This window comes from Dysgonomonadaceae bacterium zrk40, from assembly GCA_016916535.1.
Lineage (GTDB): Bacteria > Bacteroidota > Bacteroidia > Bacteroidales > Dysgonomonadaceae > Proteiniphilum.
Map to the genome: position 1 here is coordinate 1,644,316 of CP070276.1, position 20,642 is coordinate 1,664,957.

A 20,642-nucleotide genomic window follows, 5' to 3' on the forward strand; every position below is an offset into this window, starting at 1 on the left:
AATTTGGGTCAAAATCGCCGTGTTGCTTTCTTTTGTCAGAGAGTTTTCTGAAATGAGAATAAACCTCAGCAAAACAAGGCTCAACCCTGCCCAGATATTTATTCTCAGTTTTCTGGTGATCATTTTTATCGGCTCATTCCTGCTGGTTTTACCCAATGCTACTTATGAGGGCATCACCTATCTGGATGCTCTTTTTACCGCTACAAGTGCCGTATGTGTAACCGGACTAACGGTGGTGGATACCGGCACCCACTTCACGCTCTTTGGACAGACGATCATCATGATTTTGATACAGCTGGGCGGTTTGGGTATTCTCACATTTGCCAGTTATTTCGGTTATTTCTTCAAGGGGGGCACCACCTATGAAAATCAATTGACCCTGAGCGATATTACAAGCTCTAAAAAACTGGGTGAGGTGTTTTCAACACTGAAGTACATCATTCTCATCACTTTTGGAATAGAACTCTTTTCGGCTCTATTGATTTATTCTGGTACGGACCTGGCTGCTTTCCACTCCCCTTCCGAACAACTCTTCTTTGCTGCGTTTCATTCCATCTCTGCCTTTTGTAATGCAGGATTTTCAACGCTAAACAACAGCCTGTATGAAACAGGATTCCGTTATAACTACTATCTGCAATTGATCGTTATTCTCACATTCGTGATCGGAGGATTGGGCTTTCCAATTGTGGTGAACATACTAAACTATTTGAAATATCTCGCTTCCAACTTGCTGCCATACTCATCAAGAAATAAAAAACATCGCCCTTGGGTGCTGAGCTTAAACAGTAGGATCAACTTAATCACAACACTCCTCATTTCATTGGTTGCGTTCATTGTTTTTTATCTGCTTGAATACAACAACACGCTGGCAGAACACAACGGCTTGGGTAAAATAATCACCGCTCTTTTTGGAGCCACAACACCCAGGACAGCAGGATTCAACACCATTGACACTGCTGCGTTGTATCTGCCAACGCTCTTGATGGTTATGTTGTTGATGTGGATCGGCGCCTCGCCTCAGTCAACAGGCGGCGGCATCAAAACGAGCACTTTTGCCATCGCACTGCTCAATGTGATGAGTCTGGCAAGAGGCAGATCACGTATTGAGGTTTTCAGAAGGGAGATAGCAGATGTGTCGATAAGGAGAGCATTTGCCATTATAACCCTCTCATTTATAGTGGTCGGCATGGCAATCATCCTCATCTCCATTTTCGACCCCGGGAAAAAGCTGATTGACATAGCCTTTGAATGTTTCTCGGCATACGGTACCGTGGGGTTGAGCTTGGGCATCACAAGCGACCTTAGTAGTGCCGGAAAATTTATCATTATTGTTGTAATGTTTGTTGGACGTGTCAGCATGCTTTCAATAGCAATCGCCGCATTCCGGAAAATTAAGCATGAAAACTACACCTACCCAAAAGAGGAAATCACCATAAACTAAATTGGATTGAGATGAAATTTATCATTATCGGACTTGGAAGTTTTGGAGCATCACTTGCACAAAAACTCACTGCACTTGGGAACGAAGTGATTGGCATTGACATCAGCATGTCGAAAGTAGATGCTTATAAAGAAAATATCAGCTATACCATTTGCATGGATGCCACAGATGAGTTCACCGTTTCAGGGCTCCCGCTAAAAGAAACAGATGTGGTACTGGTGGCCATTGGTGAAAACCAGGGGGCAAATATCATGGCAACAGCTCTTTTAAAGAACCTCAAAGTGAAAAGATTGATTAGCAGAGCAATCGATCCATTGCACGAAAAGGTGTTACAGGCAATTGGTGTCCATGAGATCGTACACCCCGAAGAGGAGACTGCGGAACGCTGGACGAAGAAATTGTCGTTAAGCAATGTGGTTGACTCGTTCGAACTTAATGATAATTACAGCATCATTGAAGCAAAGGTCCCTGTTGATTTTATTGGGAAAACGATCATGGAGGTTGGTTTTCGTAAAGATTTCAATATCTTGGTCCTGACCATCCTACGTGAAGTAGAAGTTAAAAGCTTATTGGGTAAAACAAGAACCGTGACCCAGGTTCTGGGTGTTGCTGCTGCCAATGACCTCCTGGAGAGTGATGATGTGTTGGTACTTTTCGGCTCAAAAAAAGATCTGCAATTGTTTTTAAAACAAAAAACGGTATGAGCTGATCTGATCTGTTGAGAAACGATGCAAGGCATTGACTTCACAACGAGGTGAATCGTGATGAATCGCGAACAAAACAATTGGGAGATTGAGAGGTCCACAAAAAGACATTCGCTTGTGCACCTCCCAAATTTTTGGGAGTGGATTGGGAGGGGTATGGGAGAGGCTTGAGAGGGGCACCAGTCCAGTCCTTCTCCGATACAATGTCATCATCTTCTTCAGCAATACTGACCTAAGGAACTTTTCATCACAAAAACACTCACCGGAGATTCCGATAAGTGTTTAGATTTTACACCTCCTTCCGGTAATAGTGATAACAGTTCAGGGGGAATCACACACTGTTTCCAGTGATAACGGGGGGATGAAAGTTGTTGTCCTCTTAACATTGAAGCAAGGACTATCAATGATATATGTGAAAAATAAATTCTATTTCCAATCGTATTCATCATCAGTAACGGGACCAGACCATACAGCCCCGCCCAAATCGGTATTCAGGCTCACGGCAATGTGAGAGAACTCACTATCAGGTGTTGCTCCATGCCAATGTACAACATCAGAAGGTATTTCGACATAATCGCCTTTCTGCAAGAATCGGGCTGGTTGACCTTTGGCTTTATAAACACCTTTTCCTTCTGTGACGAAAAGGAGCTGGCCACCCGGGTGTGAATGCCAGTGTGTTCTTGCTCCAGGAGCAAAGGTGACATATCCTACACTGGCATGCAGTCCACTTTCCGTAGTTCCAAGCATGTTGAGCCATACCGTCCCTGTAAAGTTGGGACTGTTTGTCAAGCTTCCTTTTGACGACCATGATTCATTGCGATGATTATCTTCATCTCTGTTTTTTTTCATGCGATCGCTCACCAAATCATTTAAAACAGATTGAGCCTCCCGTGCTTCTTTTTTACCCACTTTCACTTTTAGGATTTCTATGAATTCATTTAACTGGCCAGGGGTGAATCCAAGATGCAGACATATATTCAAATGGGAACGTAACATGGGTTCAGCCCTGCCGATGCTACTGAGTACGGAAATGGTTACCAATTCACGCTCAGCAAATGTCAGTACATTACGTTCGAAAAGATCGGCGAACAAATGTTCTTTCAGGAATATCTCAATTACCGGCGCAAAAGCAGCATAACCACTTTGTGTATCAGGTTGCGGAACTCCGGTCAAGGCTTCCAGTATTTCCTTACCACGCTCGTACTTGCTCCTCTCGTCAATGATGCTTGAAGCATCTTTACCCACTTCATCTGTTATTCCCTTTGATTCGCGCTCTTTGATTACCTCCATGAGTGTTTGTAAACCCCTGATGCTGCGGGGAAATCCACTGTATGCATAGAGATGAACCATTGCTTCTTTCACCTCATTCACCGTTAATCCGGCATCCAGCCCTTCCTACAGTGCTGTTTTTAGCTGATGCAAATCTCCGATTGCAGTGTAAGCTGCAATCGGAATCAGGCTTTTTTGTTTCAGGCTCAACACATCCTTTTCGCCTGCCGTATCTTGGGCATTCAAATTACCAAACACACAAAAAACAATCATCAAAACGGTGAATGTAGGAATCTTCTTCTCTCTCATTTTCTTGCTATTTATGCTAATTATCATGAAAATATTGAACATAATTTTTACTTATCAGGCCATGTTCAGATACCTCCTCTCGACTGAATACGAGTCCTGCATTCGGTTGCTTTTTCAATCACATCCAGCCTTTGTTTTCGGGTATCACTTTTGCCAACAATTTGACCATCCGGTTGGATATCCAGGATTTCTTCCTTTTCGGTATCATATCCGGGCCAAAGAGGCAAACCTTCACCATTTGGGTTACCCGTCTTGGCAAAATTAGCCCAGTATGTGTTCAGAATATGGGCCACCTCTTCATCTGTTGTTGTGGTTTCAGCAACACCCCGGCGAGCGTTGATATTGTGAAAGACGTAGGCGATCTCAGCCCCGTGTCCGGCACCAAATGGCATCCATTCCAGGCTGTTGGCGGGAACATAACCATAATGGAAGATATAAGCCGGTGCATCGTTGGCGGCAAAGATCCTTGCTGCAAAGCGGGCCGGTTCGGCCCATACCCAGTCGGTATTAAACAGGGTGACAATCTCGGCAAGCTCTTTGTTTCCCTCCGGGTCATACGCTGCTTTTGCATCCTCCTCCAGTTTACCGAAAACAGAAAACAGTTCTTCCTTTGTAGTGACTGAATGAACAAAGTTCCCACCGATTTCGGCACTGCAGCTCTCGATGATGAGTGGAACGTTTAGATGCCTACCGGCTTTATAGGCACTCTCAGCCGTTTCCACAACAAGTTTGCCATCGAGAATAGGGCCGGAATAAATTCGGGGACCTCCCTCTCCATCATTTTCCTGACCGCCGTCCACGATCTCCGCAACACTCAGGGCACGTAATTTTTCCAGTGCAGCTTTATCCGTACCCTCAATGCCCTGTTTACGGGCGAAATTTACACCGATTGTTTCTGCAGAAACAGGATACAAGGGATCAGCGTTTTCCCTGTTAATCGGTCTGCCGGTGAGCACTCCATCCCTGCTGCCTCCGGAATGACTGATAGCCTTGTGGAAAAGTCCCTTTGCCAGTGGGATCGTAAGCAGTGAGTGTACCGCAACCCCTCCGGCTGATTGACCAAAAATGGTAACATTGTTCGGGTCACCACCAAAAGCAGTGATATTTTCCTGTACCCACTCAAGAGCAGCAATCATGTCCATAAAAGCGTAGCTTCCTTTTGGCTCATCGGGATGCTCCCTGGATAAAGCAGGAAAGGCAAAGTGTCCGAGACGACCGAGCCTGTAGTTGAAGGTCATCAGGATGACACCCTGTTTTGCAAACGCGTCACCAGCCGTGACAGCTCCTGCACCACTTCCGCCCACAAAAGCGCCACCATGGATCCAGACCATCACCGGATATTTGCTTTGGGGTTTGGCTCCACTCGGAACCCATAGATTCAGGTAGAGACAATCTTCTGATGTTCCTTCCCTAATGGTTCCTGGAGCAGTACCCCATCCTCCCTGTGCGCAGTCAGGACCAAACGACAGGGCATCCCTAACTCCTTCCCAGGCGGTCACAGGTTGTGGCGGCCGCCAACGATATTCACCCATCGGTGGTGCGGCATAGGGTATGCCTTTAAAAACCGATACATCATCGACAGTAGCTCCCTGAATTTGTCCAGAAGATATTCGTATGATGGGACCACCAACTTCTGCAATATCATATGCTTGTTGCGCGTATAAAGATAATGCGACTACCCATACAAAAAAAACTGCACCTATTTTCTTAATATCCATCACCTTATCTGTTAACCCAACTATCCAGCTGTTCCAGCGTCACATTGAAGAAGCGTTTGTCCTTGTTCAGCGAACGCATTGTAGTCATCTCTTCATCGCTTAGCGTAAAGTCGAAAATAGAGATGTTTTCCTTGATATGGACGGGATTGGTTGCCCCCGGAATGACGGAGAAACCCTCCTGTATATGCCATCGGAGTATAACCTGGGCAATACTTTTATCATGCGCATCGGCAATTTTTTTGATTACCGGGTCGGACAACAGACCCTCATCACCGTGTCCCAAAGGATACCAACACTCAATGATGATGTCATAAGGTTTTACCCATTCACGTATGTCGTTTCGCTGCGCATAGGGATGACATTCGATCTGCAACGCCACAGGTTTTATCTTCATGTGATCTACAATGGCATGGAAGCGTTCTTTGCTGGCGTCAAAATTACTGATTCCCAACGCACGCACCTTCCCTGATGCTACAGCTTTTTCCATCTCCTTCCAGGATTCGATGTAATCGCCAATAGGCTGATGGATGTAAAGCAGGTCGATGTAATCGGTCTGAAAGCGTTCCAGAATTTTGTCAATCGATTCCAATGTTTTGCCATCTGCATAGTCGGACACCCATAACTTGCTGGCAATGAAAAATTCCTCACGCGGAATACCGCTTTCCTTCATTGCTTCGCCCACAGCACCCTCTACACGATAGGCGGTGGCGCAGTCCACATGTCGAAAGCCATTTCTGAATGCCTCCAGACAAGCCTCCTTGGCCGCTTCGTATGAGATGGCAAAAGTGCCTAAACCCAGCCGTGGCATCTCCATTCCGTTGTTCAGTTTCAGGGTTGGCACAGCTGCTTTTGGCGCTCCCGGGGTCATCAATCTTGTAAACGATAGCGAACCTAACTTCCAGACATTGTCTTCTTTAATATATACTTCGGTTACTTCAAAGGGATTGGTCACTTCATTCCTTCCAACCACGGCAAGGAGGGTAATCCTGTTCAAAAGAATCGCCGTATTGTCAATGATATTGACGGATACCTCGTGGATATCGGCATTCTTGTACCAGATTCCACCACTTTGAATGATGTTAAGTTCCTGTTCGGTTCCCCATGAACCTCCCATATGGACAAAAACGGCTTTTTCATGGAAGAATTTAGACAATTCATCCACATTTTTGCCGGCCATCCATTCCCATTTCGCTTTTGAAAGGTTGATAATCTCCTGCTCTGCTTCACCGTTTTGGGCAACGGCAAAATGTACACTGACAACAGTTAATAAAAGTCCGATTAATGTTGATTTCATAATGTGTGATTGAATTAATTTATCCTGTTTACAAGTATCGATCAAAGAATTCTCCGAGCTTACTGGCCGCCTTATCCACATACTCAGGAACATAATAGGTCTGTATATGGGTCGCACCTTCAATCAGGAACAGTTCTTTATTGTCTGTTCCTGTAGCCAGTTTGAATGCACTTTCGGTCATGTAATAGGTGTCGGCCTTGCTGCCTGCCATCATCAACAGGGGCTGATTGATCAGCGCCATGCGGTCGTTTGCATCGAAAGCCATCAGGTCGATCAGGCTAGCGGTGGTATACCGGAAGGTAGAATTGGGGTGTGCATGGGTGCGGTGGTAATAATAATGACCTTCGCGATAGAGGTCAAAAGGCATTTGATCAGCCATCTCATCGGTTGTTTCGGAATCAGCCATGTAGCGCACTTCTCCACCGGCAGCTTCGAGGGCACGGGCATCAGAAGCCTGTTTCAACCGTTCCTGAACCGTCTCCAGTTGTGAATCCCTGAATCCGTTTCGTCTGACCATTCCGGAGTTGAACATGCTCAGTGTTGCCACCGCCTTAAATCGCTTGTCGGTCTGCGCTGCCGCGAGTGAATAGCCTCCGCCGCCGCAAACGCCGAGCAATCCCAGTCGTTGGCCATCTGCACCGGCATATTCTGTGATATAATCGGCCATGCCCCGGATGTCTTCAATCCGAAAAGCGGGCTTGTCCGTATTGCGGGGTTCCCCGCCACTGGCTCCCTGATACGAAGCGTCGGCAGCAATGGTAATGTAACCCGATTCCGCCAAACGCTGCGCATATAACCCGGCTACCTGTTCCTTGACACCCCCGTTGGGGTGGGCCACCACGATCACCGGATAATTTTTCGCCGGGTTGTAATTGGCAGGGGTGTATACATTGGCTGAAATCTTGATGCCATGCAACAGATAGTGGACCGGATGAATATTTACTTTCCCCGGCACGTTTTCTGTAATTGCACCTTGATATACCAGACCAAAAGGATTGTCTATCTTTTGCTGGGCAGCGGCAATCATGCTGATTGTCCCAAAAAGGGCTGTTAATAAATGAAATCTACCTTTTTTATTCATATTCGTCACTTTTATTATTAAAAACAGAAATCTACAAATCAACTTTATTTAAACTGAGAAGTTTAACCATTTTCGGATCACGATGATCGAAGAAACTGGTTGTTTTCAAATCAAGAGAGGCTATGATTTGCATATCTTCTGTTGTAAGTTCAAAATCAAGACAATTAAAGTTCTCCTGTATTCTATCTTTATGAACCGATTTTGGAATAACAACCACCTCTCTAAGGGTCAACCAGCGAAGAACTACCTGGGCAATCGATTTATTGTATTTCCGACCTATGGATGCTAAAGCTTCATTTTTAAAAAGATTGTTCCTCCCTTCGGCAAAGGGACCCCACGATTCGATCTGTACCCCATTCTCTGATAGAAATTTTTGTGCTTCAACTTGTTGGTGAAAAGGGTGTGTCTCAATTTGGTTAACCGCCGGTAAAATTTCATGATGAACGATTAGATCCATCATTCTGTCGGGATAAAAATTACTTACACCGATAGCTCTTATTTTATCTTCTTTATATAATTCTTCCATTGCCCGCCACGAACCGTGCACATCACCGTAAGGTTGGTGTATCAGGTATAAATCAAGATAATCAAGACCCAATTTATTTAAGGATCTATCAAAAGCCTTTTTTGTATTTTCATAACCGGCATCCTGTATCCAGACTTTAGTGGTTATAAATAAATCCTCCCGGGCGATACCGCTTTGTTTAATAGCATTCCCCACAGCGGTCTCGTTCAGATAGACAGCCGCTGTGTCTATCGATCGGTAACCGGTTTCTATTGCTGTAAGCACACTCTTTTCACACTCATCTAAATCTGTCATTTGAAATACTCCGAACCCAAGGATTGGCATTTCAACACCATTGTTAAGTTGTATTGTCTGCATACTTCTTTTTTATCGGTCTAATTCTTTGCTTTTTAACCACTCCGACATCAGGTCGGCAACTTCCACATTGTTCAAGTCTGAAAACGGGAAATGGGTATTGCCTTTAATGCCTATTTCCGGAAGGTGTACCACCGTTACATCTCCACCATATTTATTGACCGTATCCCGCCAAAGGCGAGCCATCTCAAGGCGCACCCTCCATCCGTCCTGTCCCGGGTTGGGGTTAGGCTCTTCGGGAATATTGTCACCGTAATAAATCACTATGGGGATTTTGGTCAATTGCTTGAAATCCTCCATAGGTATGCCAAATGCTTCGAGCAACCCGCCCGAACTGGGTAAAGATTCTGGCACTTCACCTTCGGGAAACAGAAATCCGGAACCTGGTTCATAACAAACGATACCTTTCACGTTTCGATTCTTTACTGTGGTGAGCCAACCCATCCCTCCCGAATGAGAATGGGTGACAAGGACAGCTTCGCCAATCTTGTCAAGAAGTGCGGAAACCGCATCCACATTGACGTTGATATCAATTGTCCCGATATTTGGGGTCATGCTTCGGAAATATTGTTCCAATGTGGCTGAATCACGGGCAAACTGCACCCCTTCAAAATAATCGGGCCAGATGCCAATACGAAAAGTGCCAAACCAGCCCTGTTCATCGGGGACGGGATCAATTGTCGCCGGTACCATACTGCGGCCAGCATCTCCCCTTCGAGGTTGATCGATGACATACACGGGAAAGCGCCTTCGCAAAAAGATATTCTGATACCCTTCCCTCCCGTCGGGTGTTGTCTCCCAGGTTTTTGAGAACTGACCCAACCCGTGCCACATCACCAGCGGATATTCACGTGCATCTGCCGGGACCTGGTAAAATACATACGCATGATCACCATGAAATGTCTGCCCCTCCGGAGTCTGGTTATAGGGGTCAAAGGTGCCCTGATTCTCAATAACGGTTCCCCCGACTGTGAAGCTGCCCTGTTCCTCTATTTGAATCACTTCGCTGTTTTGTTTCTCATCTTTGTTGGCACAGGATGAACCCAAAAGCAGCAGGAATATGGCAGATACCATCAGGGTTGTTTTAGGGTGATTTTCTATTGTACGGTACGTCTTCATAAATCGATATCTATATGGTTGAATAATATACTCTCTCAAGCGGTTAGCGGTCGATCATTTTTGCTGAACCTGCTGAATACCTGTCGCCTTGCGGTATTATTTTTGCAGCTTCGGCATCAATTTCCTCCAGCTCTTCCATGGTGAACGCCACGGTGGTTGACGCAATGTTTTCTTCTAAGCGGTGAATTTTTGTTGTTCCCGGAATGGGAACAATCCAGGGCTTTTGCGCACTTAACCAGGCAAGGGCTATCTGCGCCGGTGTCGCATTTTTACGTTCTGCTACTCGCTTCAGAAAATCGACAAAAATCAGATTAGACCCTATGTTTTCCTGCGATAACCGTGGTACCGTACTTCTGAAATCACCCGGTTCGAACCTGGTGTTCTCATCCATTTTCCCGGTCAGAAAGCCTTTACCCAACGGGCTGAAAGGCACGAAACCGATCCCCAGATCCTCGAGGGTGGGGATGATTGCTTCTTCCGGTTCGCGCCACCAGAGGGAATATTCACTTTGCAAAGCTGAAAGAGGTTGTACCGCGTGTGCCCTGCGAATGTTCTGTATGCCGGCTTCCGACAACCCAAAATATTTTACTTTCCCTTCCTGAATTAATTCTTTGACCGTTCCGGCCACCTCTTCAATGGGCACATCGGGATCCACCCGATGCTGATACAACAAGTCTATGGTCTCCACCCTTAGCCGTTTTAAAGAACCTTCCACCGCTTCACGGATATGTGTTGGCCGACTGTTCAATCCAACTGATTTGCCATGCTGTATGTCAAATCCAAATTTGGTTGCAATCACCACTTCATCACGGAAGGGAGTTAAAGCTTCGCCCACTACCTCTTCATTTGTAAAGGGTCCATACACTTCTGCAGTATCAAAAAAAGTGACGCCCAGCTCAACCGCTCTCCTGATCAATCTGATGGCCTCATTTTTGTCGGTAACGGTTCCGAAACCGAAGTTTAGTCCCATACAGCCTAATCCCAGGGCTGACACCTCTAATCCTTGGGTACCTAATTTTCTTGTTTTCATTTTGTATAAAGAATTTTCCATAGAGCAATCGGAGAAATTTGATTTTACAAAGATCTGACATCCTGACCAACAAATTTGTATACAGATTACGGTTTAACCTACCATTTTTACTGATTAATCCTGTAAGATAGCAATTTAATTGAAGTTATCACTATTTTTGTAGGCATTATATATAGAAAGTATGGAAGGAATTTACAGATTTGACACAGTTAATGCATACAACCAATTGAATAATCATGAAACACTGCATCCATTGGTGAGTGTGATTGATTTTTCAAAAGCCAAACCAAGAACTTGGGGGAAAGATAAGAAAGTGCGGATCAATTATGGTCTGTATTGTATATTCCTGAAAGATGTAAATTGTGGTGACATCAAATATGGACGTAACTATTACGACTACCAGGAAGGTACACTTGTTTTCGTTTCACCGGGACAAGTGATGGAGCTGGATAATGATGGTTTGGTCTATCAACCCAAAGGGCATGCGCTGGTATTTCATCCGGATCTGCTTCAGGGTACTCAATTGGCAAAAATTATCAGCGACTATAATTTCTTCAGTTACAAATCAAATGAAGCATTGCACCTGTCAGAACGTGAAAGAAACATAGTGCTGGATTGTTTCGCAAAAATAGAATATGAGTTGCAACAGAGTGTGGATAAGCACAGTAAGAAACTCATCGCTTCCAATATAGAACTGTTTCTGAATTACTGCAACCGTTTTTACGACAGGCAATTTATCACCAGAGAAAATGTCAATCAGGGAATAATAGAGAAATTTGAAGAGAAGTTGAACGACTATTTCTCATCAGACAAGCCTCAAAGATTCGGATTACCCTCCGTGGCCTACTTTGCAGATGTACTCCACTTGTCGGCAAATTACTTTGGAGATCTGATAAAAAAGGAGACAGGTAAATCTGCTAAAGAGTATATTCAATTCGAAATCATCAACCTGGCAAAGAACCTTATATTCAACAAGGAGATAACGATCAGCGAGATTGCCCATTCGTTGGGGTTCAAATACCCCCAGCATTTTACACGAATGTTCAAGAATGAAACAGGATTGACACCGAATGATTTCAGGAATCAGAACTGATATATCACTTCCAACATGCTATCTCGCAATTAAATATAAACATTGATTCATCCTACAGAGAGTCCCATTGAACACCTTGCCACGTGTAAAAAATCCAGTTTCAACAGGGTAATTATTTATATGGCGTTATCAGGGATGCGCGAAATTGAAAGCTCTTATTATCAAATCAATAGGGAAAATAGGAAGAACAATGGAGCAAATTGGTTGATTTGTTTTTGGTTGTTACAAACTGTTACAACACCTTTGTTAAACTAAGGTTAGACTAAATATCAAAACACTCACCGGAAATCCCGATAAGTGCTTGATATTCTGGTGATCCGGTTGGGATTCGAACCCAAGACCCACAGCTTAGAAGGCTGTTGCTCTATCCAGCTGAGCTACCGGACCATCCTTGTGCAAATTTAGGTTGCAAAAGTACGGCAATTCTCAGAATAAAAAAAATATCTGAAAACTATTTAATACAATTTGTCAATGAGTGGTTTGAGAAGAAACACCCCGAAATCGGTTATCCGCTTCCGGGGTGCAGTTATTTTACACTATTCTCTTAAAACAGAAGTAGCATCAGAGCACTCCCTGCCCCATCATCGCCCTGGCCACCTTCATGAAGCCGGCAATGTTGGCTCCTTTCACGTAGTTGATGTAGCCGTCGCTCTCGGTACCGTACTTCACACAGCTCTCGTGAATGTTGGCCATGATCCACTTCAACTTCTCATCCACCTGCTCGGCGGGCCAGCTGTAACGCTCCGAGTTCTGTGTCATCTCCAGTCCCGATACCGATACCCCACCGGCATTGGCGGCCTTTCCCGGGGCGTAGAGGATCTTGTTCTTTAGGAAGATCTCCACTGCCTCAGGGGTGCTGGGCATGTTGGCTCCTTCAGAAACGGCAAACACACCGTTCTTCACCAGCTCCGCAGCTTCTGATCCATCAATCTCGTTCTGGGTGGCCGAAGGAAGAGCGATATCACCCTTCTCACCCCAGGGACGGGCACCCGGCACATACTTGCAGCCGTACTCTTCAGCGTACTCACGGATGCGGCCACGGTAGAGGTTCTTCAGTTCCATCACGAACTTCAGCTTTTCTTCGGTGATGCCATCGGGATCGTAGATATATCCGTCTGAATCGGAGAGGGACACCGGGATGGCGCCCAGTTCAAGCAGCTTCTCACAGGTATATTGTGCCACGTTACCGGAACCGGATACAAGGCACTTCTTGCCCCGAATGTCGATGTTCTTCGTCTTAAGCATCTCCAGCAGGAAGTAGACGTTGCCGTAACCGGTGGCCTCGGGACGAATCAGTGATCCGCCGAACTCGCGTCCCTTGCCGGTAAAGGTGCCGGTAAACTCTCCCGCCAGCTTCTTGTACTTGCCGAACATGTATCCTACTTCGCGACCACCCACGCCGATATCTCCTGCCGGCACATCGGTGTCAGGGCCAATCACCCGCCACAAGCCTTCTACGAAGGCCTGACAGAAACGCATGATTTCACCGTCGGACTTGCCACGCGGGGAAAAATCAGATCCACCTTTGGCACCTCCCATCGGCAGAGTGGTGAGGGCATTCTTAAATGTTTGTTCAAAGGCGAGAAACTTCAGGATGGAGGGTGATACCGAAGCATGGAAACGAATGCCCCCCTTGTAGGGACCAATGGCATTGTTGTGCTGCACGCGATAGCCCATGTTGGTCTGCACCCTGCCCTGGTCGTCCACCCAAGTCACACGGAAAGAATGAATTTTGTCAGGAATGGACAGCCGCTCAACCAGATTTGCCTTTTCAAACTCAGGATGCTCGTTGTAGACATCCTCAATCGACTCAATCACCTCTTCAACAGCCTGATGATACTCCGGCTCGTTGGGGAAACGCCGCTTTAAAAGATCGATAACCTCTGTAGCTCTCATGAAAATTTGGTTTAAATCAGATAACTCTTTAATAAATCAGTTTGAAGCGCAAAAATAGATAAAAATTCCCAACTGGAAAATTATTCAGATGTTTTTCTTATTTTTGTCACAAAAAAAGCTATTTTTTTAGATTTTTGTAAATCGGAATAAACACGATTGCACCTGACATCAGGATGGAGACAACAGTCATGCCGTTGATTTCTGCATAGAGCAGGATGTAGACCACCAGGACGATCCAAAGAATGATGATGAATGCAATCTGTATCTGGGAGAGTTTTCTTCTTGCCATAGTGTTCGGGTTAGATGATGCAAAGATAGCAAAATGAGAGAAAGCGTTTGGTTGGAGACTGCAAGAATTGTTACGTTTTTGTTACATTTTGGTTACCAGTCTCTTTACACTCATTATTTTTTGATTTTTCTCTTTCATATTTCGGAAAGAAAATGCAAATTTGCACATTCTTTCATCGCAACTAAGGGAGATCGTATGCATTCAAGGTCCCATTTTCTATTGACGGTACCAACACCAACCCGCCTCTATCCGGCATTTGACGGAGAACAACCCATTGTATAAATAAACAATTAAAAACAACAACAGATGTGTGGAATTGTAGGTTACATTGGTAATAGAGAGGCTTATCCGATCCTCATCAAAGGGCTTCATCGACTGGAGTACCGCGGATATGACAGTGCCGGGATTGCACTGATTCACGAAGGCAACCTGAAAGTTTACAAAGCAAAGGGTAAGGTGTCAGAATTGGAGCAGTATGCAGAGCAGAAAGATGTGAGCGGCAACATCGGCATCGCCCACACCCGCTGGGCTACCCATGGTGAACCCACGCAGCACAACGCCCATCCCCACTATTCACAATCGGAGGAACTGGCCATCATCCACAACGGCATCATCGAGAACTACTCGTTATTGAAAGAGGGATTGATCAGTGAAGGATATACGTTCCAGAGTGAAACCGACACCGAAGTGTTGGTACAGCTGATCGAATTCATGAAGAAGAGTAATGGCTCGGATCTCTCCACTGCGGTGCAGCTGGCCCTCAACCAGGTGGTGGGTGCTTATGCCATCGCAGTGCTGGACCGTCATAATCCTGATCTGATCGTGGCCGCCAGAAAGGGAAGTCCCCTGGTGATCGGCATTGGCGAGGATGAGTACTTCATTGGGTCGGATGCCACTCCCATTGTTGAATATACCAACCGTGTCACCTACATCGGTGATGAGGAGATCGTCACCATTGAAAGGGGAGCGCCACTAAAGATACGCACCATTGGCAACATTGAGAAGACACCCCGTTTTCAGAAGCTGGAGATGACGCTCAGCCAGCTTGAAAAAGGTGGATATCCCCACTTCATGCTCAAGGAGATCTTCGAACAACCCCACACCCTGAGCGATTGCATGCGGGGGAGGGTGAACGTAGAAGCAGACAACATCACCCTGGCCGGGTTCATCGACAACCGGGATAAGTTTCTCAACGCCCGTCGCATCATCATCACTGCCTGTGGCACCTCCTGGCATGCCGCCCAGATAGGGATGTATGCCATCGAGGAGTTCGCCCGCATACCTGTGGAGGTGGAGTACTCGTCTGAGTTCCGCTACCGCAAGCCGGTGATTCACAAGGATGACATCGTCATCGCCATCTCCCAATCGGGCGAAACCGCCGACACGCTGGCAGCCGTAGAGCTGGCCAGGAAAGAGGGAGCCTTTATCTTCGGCATCTGTAATGTGGTGGGGTCATCCATCCCCCGAAACACCCACTCGGGTTGTTACACCCATGTGGGTCCTGAGATCGGCGTGGCTTCAACCAAAGCATTCACCGCACAGGTGACCGTGCTGACGATGTTGGCAATCCTGATCGGCAAGGAGAAGGGAACCATCAGCCGCGATGAATACCTCACCCTGATCCGTGAGCTGGGTCTGATACCGGATAAAGTGGGTGAGATCCTGAAAAAGAATGAACTGATTGCACAATATGCCAAAACCTTTACCTATGCCGGCAACTGCATTTACCTGGGCAGAGGCTACAACTTCCCTGTAGCGCTTGAGGGAGCACTCAAACTGAAAGAGATCTCCTACATCCACGCGGAGGGTTACCCCGCGGCTGAGATGAAACATGGTCCCATCGCACTGATCAGTCACGAGATGCCGGTCATAGTTATCGCTACGCAATCCGACACCTACGAGAAGGTGACCAGCAACATACAGGAGATCAAAGCCCGCAAGGGAAGGATCATCTCAGTGGTGACCAAAGGTGACCGGGTGGTGAGCGAACTCTCCGACTTCTCGGTAGAGGTACCGGAGACACTCCCCTGCCTCACCCCATTGCTGTCGGTGATCCCTTTGCAGCTGCTGGCATATCATATTGCGGTGGTAAAGGGATGTGATGTGGATCAACCGCGTAACCTCGCCAAATCGGTGACGGTGGAATAAAACAACAAATCATCTGTTTATGGATTCAATTTACCTGATTATTATCATCGTATTGTTGGGGCTGGCTACGCTCGACCTGATTGTGGGTGTCTCGAACGATGCGGTCAACTTCCTCAACTCCAGCATCGGGTCGAAAGTAGCCCCGCTCTGGGTGATTCTCACCGTCGCCTCCATAGGGGTGCTCTTTGGAGCAATGTTCTCCAGTGGGATGATGGAGGTGGCCCGCAGCGGCGTCTTCTACCCCGAAAAGTTCACATTCCCGGCGGTAATGACGCTTTTCCTGGCGGTGATGATCACCGATGTAATCCTTCTGGACCTTTTCAACACCTTCGGGTTACCCACCTCCACCACCGTCTCACTGGTTTTTGAGCTGTTGGGATCTGCCATTGCAGTAGCGCTCTTCACCCTATGGACCAGCGATAGCGGCGGACAGTTGGGCGATTACATCAACAGCGGCAAGGCACTGGCCATCATCTCAGGTATCTTTATCTCAATTGCCATCGCCTTCGTGGTGGGAAGCATCATCATGTACATCTCGCGACTGATCTTCTCCTTCAACTACGGTAAGCGATTCCGCTACCTGGGAGCCATCTGGGGAGGAATCGCGCTGACAGCCATCATCTATTTCGCCATTTTTAAAGGTTTGAAAGGCAGTGTACTGGTAACACCGGAGCTGCTTTACTATCTGGAAAACCATATGGCCACAGCTCTTCTTTACAGCTTCGCAGGATCGACATTGTTGATGGCACTTCTGCAGCATCTCTTCCGGGTCAACATCCTGAAAGTAATCGTATTGGCAGGCACCACGGCGTTGGCCATGGCCTTCGCCGGCAACGACCTGGTCAACTTCATCGGTGTCTTTATGGCCGGTTTTGACTCCTACAGAATTGCGGGTGAGGTGGCAGCCGGCGGTGGCGACATCCAAACCCTCTACATGGATAGGTTAAACGAGCCGGTTGCTGTCAACGTCGCCTGGTTGATCGGTGCCGGGGTGATCATGATTATGGCGCTCTGGTTCTCCAAGAAATCGCGCTCGGTGACCGAAACAGAGGTGAACCTCGCCCGCAAGGGGGAAGGTATTGAACGCTTCTCCTCCTCCCCCCTGTCGCGCTCCATGGTGCGGGGAAGCCTCACCGTCAGCAAGTCCCTCGACAAGATCATGCCCGCAGCTGTGAAACGCTTTGTTAACCGGCAGTTTGAACCGGTAGACACAGAAAACGGTGCCTCCTTCGACCTGATTCGTGCATCGGTAAACCTCACCATCGCTGCACTGCTGATCTCGCTGGGTACCTCCTTGAAACTCCCTCTATCAACCACGTTCGTCACCTTCATGGTGGCCATGGGTACCTCACTGGCCGACAGAGCCTGGGGACGTGACAGCGCCGTTTACCGCATCAACGGAGTGCTGACAGTTGTGGCCGGATGGCTGATGACCGCACTGGTGGCACTCACCGTCTCCATGCTGATTGGTCTTTTCCTGATGTGGGGCGGCAAGATTGCCATCGCGGTGATGATCCTGGTGGTAGGCTTTATGCTTTACAAGTCAGGCAGGATGCACACCAAGCGTAAGAGCCGCGAACAGCAGCATCAACAGGTGCTCTCGAGCGAGATTCAGTTGGTCACCTCCTGCAATGAGGAGGTACGAATGGTGCTGGGCAAGACCCTTTCCATATACGAAATGGTGCTTCACGGCTTAAGGGATGAAGATCGCAAAGGGGTGAAGAAAGCGATGGGTGAAGCCAACGAGCTTTATGAGAAATTCAGGGACAAACGTACCTACGAGGTGGTACCCACGCTGGAGAGCATGGAGATGAATGCACTCGACCTGGAGCAGGAGTATGTGCAGCTGGTGGATTACTCCTATGAAATCACCAAATCACTGAAAGCAGTATCGGAAGCTACCTTCAGTTACATTGACAACAACCATGCAGCCTTCTCGAAGGAGCAGATTGAAGACCTGGAGATGATTCACAAAATCCTCACCGAAGCGTTCAGCGGCTACAACGAAATGGACCAAAAGAACGATTACACGCAGTTCTCAATTGTTACCAACATGCGGGATGTAATCTTCGACCTATACAAGAAGCTCAACAAGCGACAGATCAAACGGGTGAAAGCAGGCAGTTCCACCACCCGGAGCAGCATTCTCTTCCTCAACCTGGTGAATGAGTCAAAGATCATCACCCTGCAGTCGGGCAACCTGCTCAAGGCGCACCGTAACTTCAAGGAGAATTATGCCAAGGCGGGACCGGATGTGAACGCCAAGACACTGATCCGGCAGGCAACACTGAACCTCTAATAATTATAGGGGGGGGGTGAAGCGAAATCTTACCCCCCCCTATTGTGTAATGTCAAAATGACATTCGGTCAGATGCTGGCTTATCTACTCTCATCGTGAGGGAAAGAATCGTGACAGAACCATCCCTGAAAGACTCAATTTCATTTTGATCCAGATAACTGGCTAGGATATGAATGGAAATGACAACCATTTTCTCATTTAGAAATCGCAGATCTGCTGAACAACAGAGTCTGACACGGTGAACTGAGACGATATTATAAACGATGAATAAAAGCACTTTTCGCATCGCACTGATGGACTGCCCAAGTGAGGAGCAACTAATTCGGATGACTTTACAGCCACTTGGAGAGGTAAAAACGATGCTGTTCTATATCCCGGACAGAAAACTGGAGGTATATCACAATGGCGAACCCGATATGGTGTTGGCAGCCCTGGAGTCACTCAAATTACAGACAAAATTAATATCTACGGAAATTACTCACGAACAGGAGGGGGAAAAAAGTGATTCGGGACAGCGCAAGATTCTTCTTGCTGTGCTGATCATCAATTTTGTTTTCTTTGGCCTGGAGATGTTGTTTGGCATACTCTCCAACTCAATGGGGCTGGTTGCCGACAGTCTCGATATGCTGGCTGACAGCCTTGTTTATGGACTTGCCCTCTTTGCAGTGGGGGGGAGTGCATTACGCAAAAAAAATATTGCCCGTACAGCCGGCTACCTCCAGCTGCTGCTGGCACTGACAGGAATGATGGAGGTGATCCGCCGATTTGTGGGAGTTACCGAACTGCCCGATTTCAGGACCATGATGGTGATCTCTTTCCTAGCATTGATTGCCAACGCAATCAGTCTTTATATCCTACAAAAAGAGAAAAGTAAAGAATCACATATCCAGGCCAGCATGATTTTCACCTCCAACGATATCGTCATCAACATCGGGGTGATTGTAGCTGCCCTACTGGTCAACCTGCTCCAGTCGGCCTTCCCTGACCTGGTGATAGGAGCAATCGTATTTGCCATCGTAGTCAGAGGGGCATACAGGATCCTGCGTTTAGCAATATAATCAGGCAGATGTGACCCAATAAAACAAAAGAGTGAGGAGTTAATTTATTTCTGCGTCAATCCGATTTTCATTTGCTGGCTGCCGGAGAGATTTACCTCCATGGTGGCCGGCTCATAGGAGATTAATTCCACCACAACCGAATACCTGCCTGGTTTCACGCCATTGATGGCAAAATTTCCATCCAAATCAGAATAATATTTTTTTCCATCCACCACGATGGCAGCACCTGCCAGCGCTTCATGATTCTTTTCGTCTACAACCGAACCGGTCAGTTGCAGCGACTGCACCATTTCAACCGGAGCAACCGGCTGCGATTCTTTTTCTTTCTTCACCTCATTCGACTCGGTGTCGGCTATGGCCGACAAAGAGATCAGCAGTGAGGATGCAAGCAGCAACAGAGATTTCATACGATTTATTCTTTTAAAAGTTCTTTAACTGAGACAAAAGTACATTGATGTCACCGATAAAGCGGTTACGAATCAATGAAGTTTTTGTTACATTTTTTGTTCAACTCGAAGCGGATCAATAACTTTTCTCATCCAGCAGCGCACCCTTTTGGTCCCACATACGCCAGAGACCGGTTTTCTTGCCCTCCCGGTAGTTCATCTCGTAACGCAGGTTTCCCAACTCATCCCAGATTCGCCAGGTACCGTGTTTCAGCCCGTTCTTGTACTCCGCCTCAGAGAGTATTTGTCCGGAGAGGTCGTAGCTCCTCCACAATCCGTGCATCTTCCCATCTTTGTAGGAGCGCACCTCCTGCGGTTTGCGGTTTTCAAAGTAGACGATGTAGGGTCCCTCCGGCATACCATCGCGGATCTGCATCTCCAGTTTCAAGGTGCCATTTTCGTAGTACTCCCGGTAGTCACCTGTATAGAACCTGATCTGTGTCTTATCGGCATAGTAATAGCCGTTGCTGTAGTAGACCACCGGATCGGAATGTTTCTGATCCTGTGCGGTCAGTAGAACAAAGAGAAAAAGCAGGAAAAGGGTTGTTTTTGTTCGCATGTCTGTCTT

Annotated in this window: 18 protein-coding genes and 1 tRNA gene; 6 read left to right on the top strand and 13 right to left on the bottom strand. The window is 46.9% G+C overall.

Annotation, left to right across the window (positions count from 1 at the left end):
• The first annotated feature begins 52 nt into the window (after positions 1-52).
• Both JS578_06845 and JS578_06850 read left to right on the top strand, forming a co-directional pair.
• Positions 53-1,441 (top strand): ATPase, encoded by a 1,389-nt coding sequence (locus JS578_06845; GenBank protein ID QRX64951.1) that lies wholly within the window; start codon positions 53-55, stop codon positions 1,439-1,441.
• 11 nt (positions 1,442-1,452) lie between these two features.
• Positions 1,453-2,145 (top strand): TrkA family potassium uptake protein, encoded by a 693-nt coding sequence (locus JS578_06850; protein QRX62624.1) that lies wholly within the window; start codon positions 1,453-1,455, stop codon positions 2,143-2,145.
• Between the two features lie 426 nt (positions 2,146-2,571).
• Here the strand turns inward: JS578_06850 and JS578_06855 are convergent, their stop codons facing one another.
• The 8 genes from JS578_06855 to JS578_06890 form a co-directional block, all read right to left on the bottom strand.
• Positions 2,572-3,507, bottom strand: a complete 936-nt coding sequence (locus tag JS578_06855; GenBank protein ID QRX62625.1) for a cupin domain-containing protein — start codon at positions 3,505-3,507, stop codon at positions 2,572-2,574.
• Positions 3,508-3,540: 33 nt separating this feature from the next.
• Positions 3,541-3,723 carry a hypothetical protein gene (locus JS578_06860; GenBank protein QRX62626.1) on the bottom strand — a complete coding sequence of 61 codons (183 nt, stop codon included), beginning with the start codon at positions 3,721-3,723 and terminating at the stop codon, positions 3,541-3,543.
• Positions 3,724-3,788: 65 nt separating this feature from the next.
• A complete protein-coding gene (locus JS578_06865; GenBank protein QRX62627.1) occupies positions 3,789-5,441 on the bottom strand; it encodes a carboxylesterase family protein in 1,653 nt (550 codons plus the stop codon).
• A 4-nt stretch (positions 5,442-5,445) separates the two neighbouring features.
• Positions 5,446-6,735: an aldo/keto reductase gene (locus tag JS578_06870; GenBank protein QRX62628.1), complete on the bottom strand. Its 1,290-nt coding sequence runs from the start codon at positions 6,733-6,735 to the stop codon at positions 5,446-5,448.
• A gap of 28 nt (positions 6,736-6,763) precedes the next feature.
• Complete coding sequence (locus JS578_06875) at positions 6,764-7,816, bottom strand: alpha/beta hydrolase (GenBank protein QRX62629.1); 1,053 nt, start codon at positions 7,814-7,816, stop codon at positions 6,764-6,766.
• A gap of 31 nt (positions 7,817-7,847) precedes the next feature.
• Entirely contained in the window at positions 7,848-8,699 is an 852-nt protein-coding gene (locus JS578_06880) for an aldo/keto reductase (protein ID QRX62630.1), read from the bottom strand.
• A 9-nt stretch (positions 8,700-8,708) separates the two neighbouring features.
• Complete coding sequence (locus tag JS578_06885; protein ID QRX64952.1) at positions 8,709-9,770, bottom strand: alpha/beta fold hydrolase; 1,062 nt, start codon at positions 9,768-9,770, stop codon at positions 8,709-8,711.
• Between the two features lie 88 nt (positions 9,771-9,858).
• On the bottom strand, positions 9,859-10,845 hold the full coding sequence (locus tag JS578_06890; GenBank protein ID QRX62631.1) for an aldo/keto reductase: 987 nt from the start codon (positions 10,843-10,845) through the stop codon (positions 9,859-9,861).
• A gap of 181 nt (positions 10,846-11,026) precedes the next feature.
• Here JS578_06890 and JS578_06895 point away from each other — a divergent pair, with 181 nt between their 5' ends.
• Positions 11,027-11,938 (top strand): AraC family transcriptional regulator, encoded by a 912-nt coding sequence (locus JS578_06895; protein QRX62632.1) that lies wholly within the window; start codon positions 11,027-11,029, stop codon positions 11,936-11,938.
• Between the two features lie 310 nt (positions 11,939-12,248).
• Here JS578_06895 and JS578_06900 read toward each other — a convergent pair.
• The 3 genes from JS578_06900 to JS578_06910 all read right to left on the bottom strand — a co-directional run bounded on the left by JS578_06900 (position 12,249) and on the right by JS578_06910 (position 14,123).
• A tRNA-Arg gene (locus JS578_06900) sits at positions 12,249-12,325 on the bottom strand.
• 174 nt (positions 12,326-12,499) lie between these two features.
• Positions 12,500-13,834, bottom strand: coding sequence for an NADP-specific glutamate dehydrogenase (locus JS578_06905; GenBank protein ID QRX62633.1), 1,335 nt, complete (start codon positions 13,832-13,834; stop codon positions 12,500-12,502).
• 118 nt (positions 13,835-13,952) lie between these two features.
• Entirely contained in the window at positions 13,953-14,123 is a 171-nt protein-coding gene (locus tag JS578_06910; GenBank protein ID QRX62634.1) for a hypothetical protein, read from the bottom strand.
• 306 nt (positions 14,124-14,429) lie between these two features.
• Here JS578_06910 and glmS point away from each other — a divergent pair, with 306 nt between their 5' ends.
• The 3 genes from glmS to JS578_06925 all read left to right on the top strand — a co-directional run bounded on the left by glmS (position 14,430) and on the right by JS578_06925 (position 19,628).
• Positions 14,430-16,271 carry a glutamine--fructose-6-phosphate transaminase (isomerizing) gene (gene glmS, locus JS578_06915; GenBank protein QRX62635.1) on the top strand — a complete coding sequence of 614 codons (1,842 nt, stop codon included), beginning with the start codon at positions 14,430-14,432 and terminating at the stop codon, positions 16,269-16,271.
• A 19-nt stretch (positions 16,272-16,290) separates the two neighbouring features.
• Entirely contained in the window at positions 16,291-18,570 is a 2,280-nt protein-coding gene (locus JS578_06920) for an inorganic phosphate transporter (GenBank protein ID QRX62636.1), read from the top strand.
• 263 nt (positions 18,571-18,833) lie between these two features.
• Positions 18,834-19,628: a cation transporter gene (locus tag JS578_06925; GenBank protein ID QRX62637.1), complete on the top strand. Its 795-nt coding sequence runs from the start codon at positions 18,834-18,836 to the stop codon at positions 19,626-19,628.
• Between the two features lie 44 nt (positions 19,629-19,672).
• On the opposite strand, the gene JS578_06930 is transcribed toward JS578_06925, so the two are convergent.
• Both JS578_06930 and JS578_06935 read right to left on the bottom strand, forming a co-directional pair.
• Positions 19,673-20,035 carry a carboxypeptidase-like regulatory domain-containing protein gene (locus JS578_06930; GenBank protein ID QRX62638.1) on the bottom strand — a complete coding sequence of 121 codons (363 nt, stop codon included), beginning with the start codon at positions 20,033-20,035 and terminating at the stop codon, positions 19,673-19,675.
• 115 nt (positions 20,036-20,150) lie between these two features.
• Positions 20,151-20,633, bottom strand: coding sequence for a toxin-antitoxin system YwqK family antitoxin (locus JS578_06935; GenBank protein ID QRX62639.1), 483 nt, complete (start codon positions 20,631-20,633; stop codon positions 20,151-20,153).
• Between the last annotated feature and the right edge of the window lie 9 nt (positions 20,634-20,642).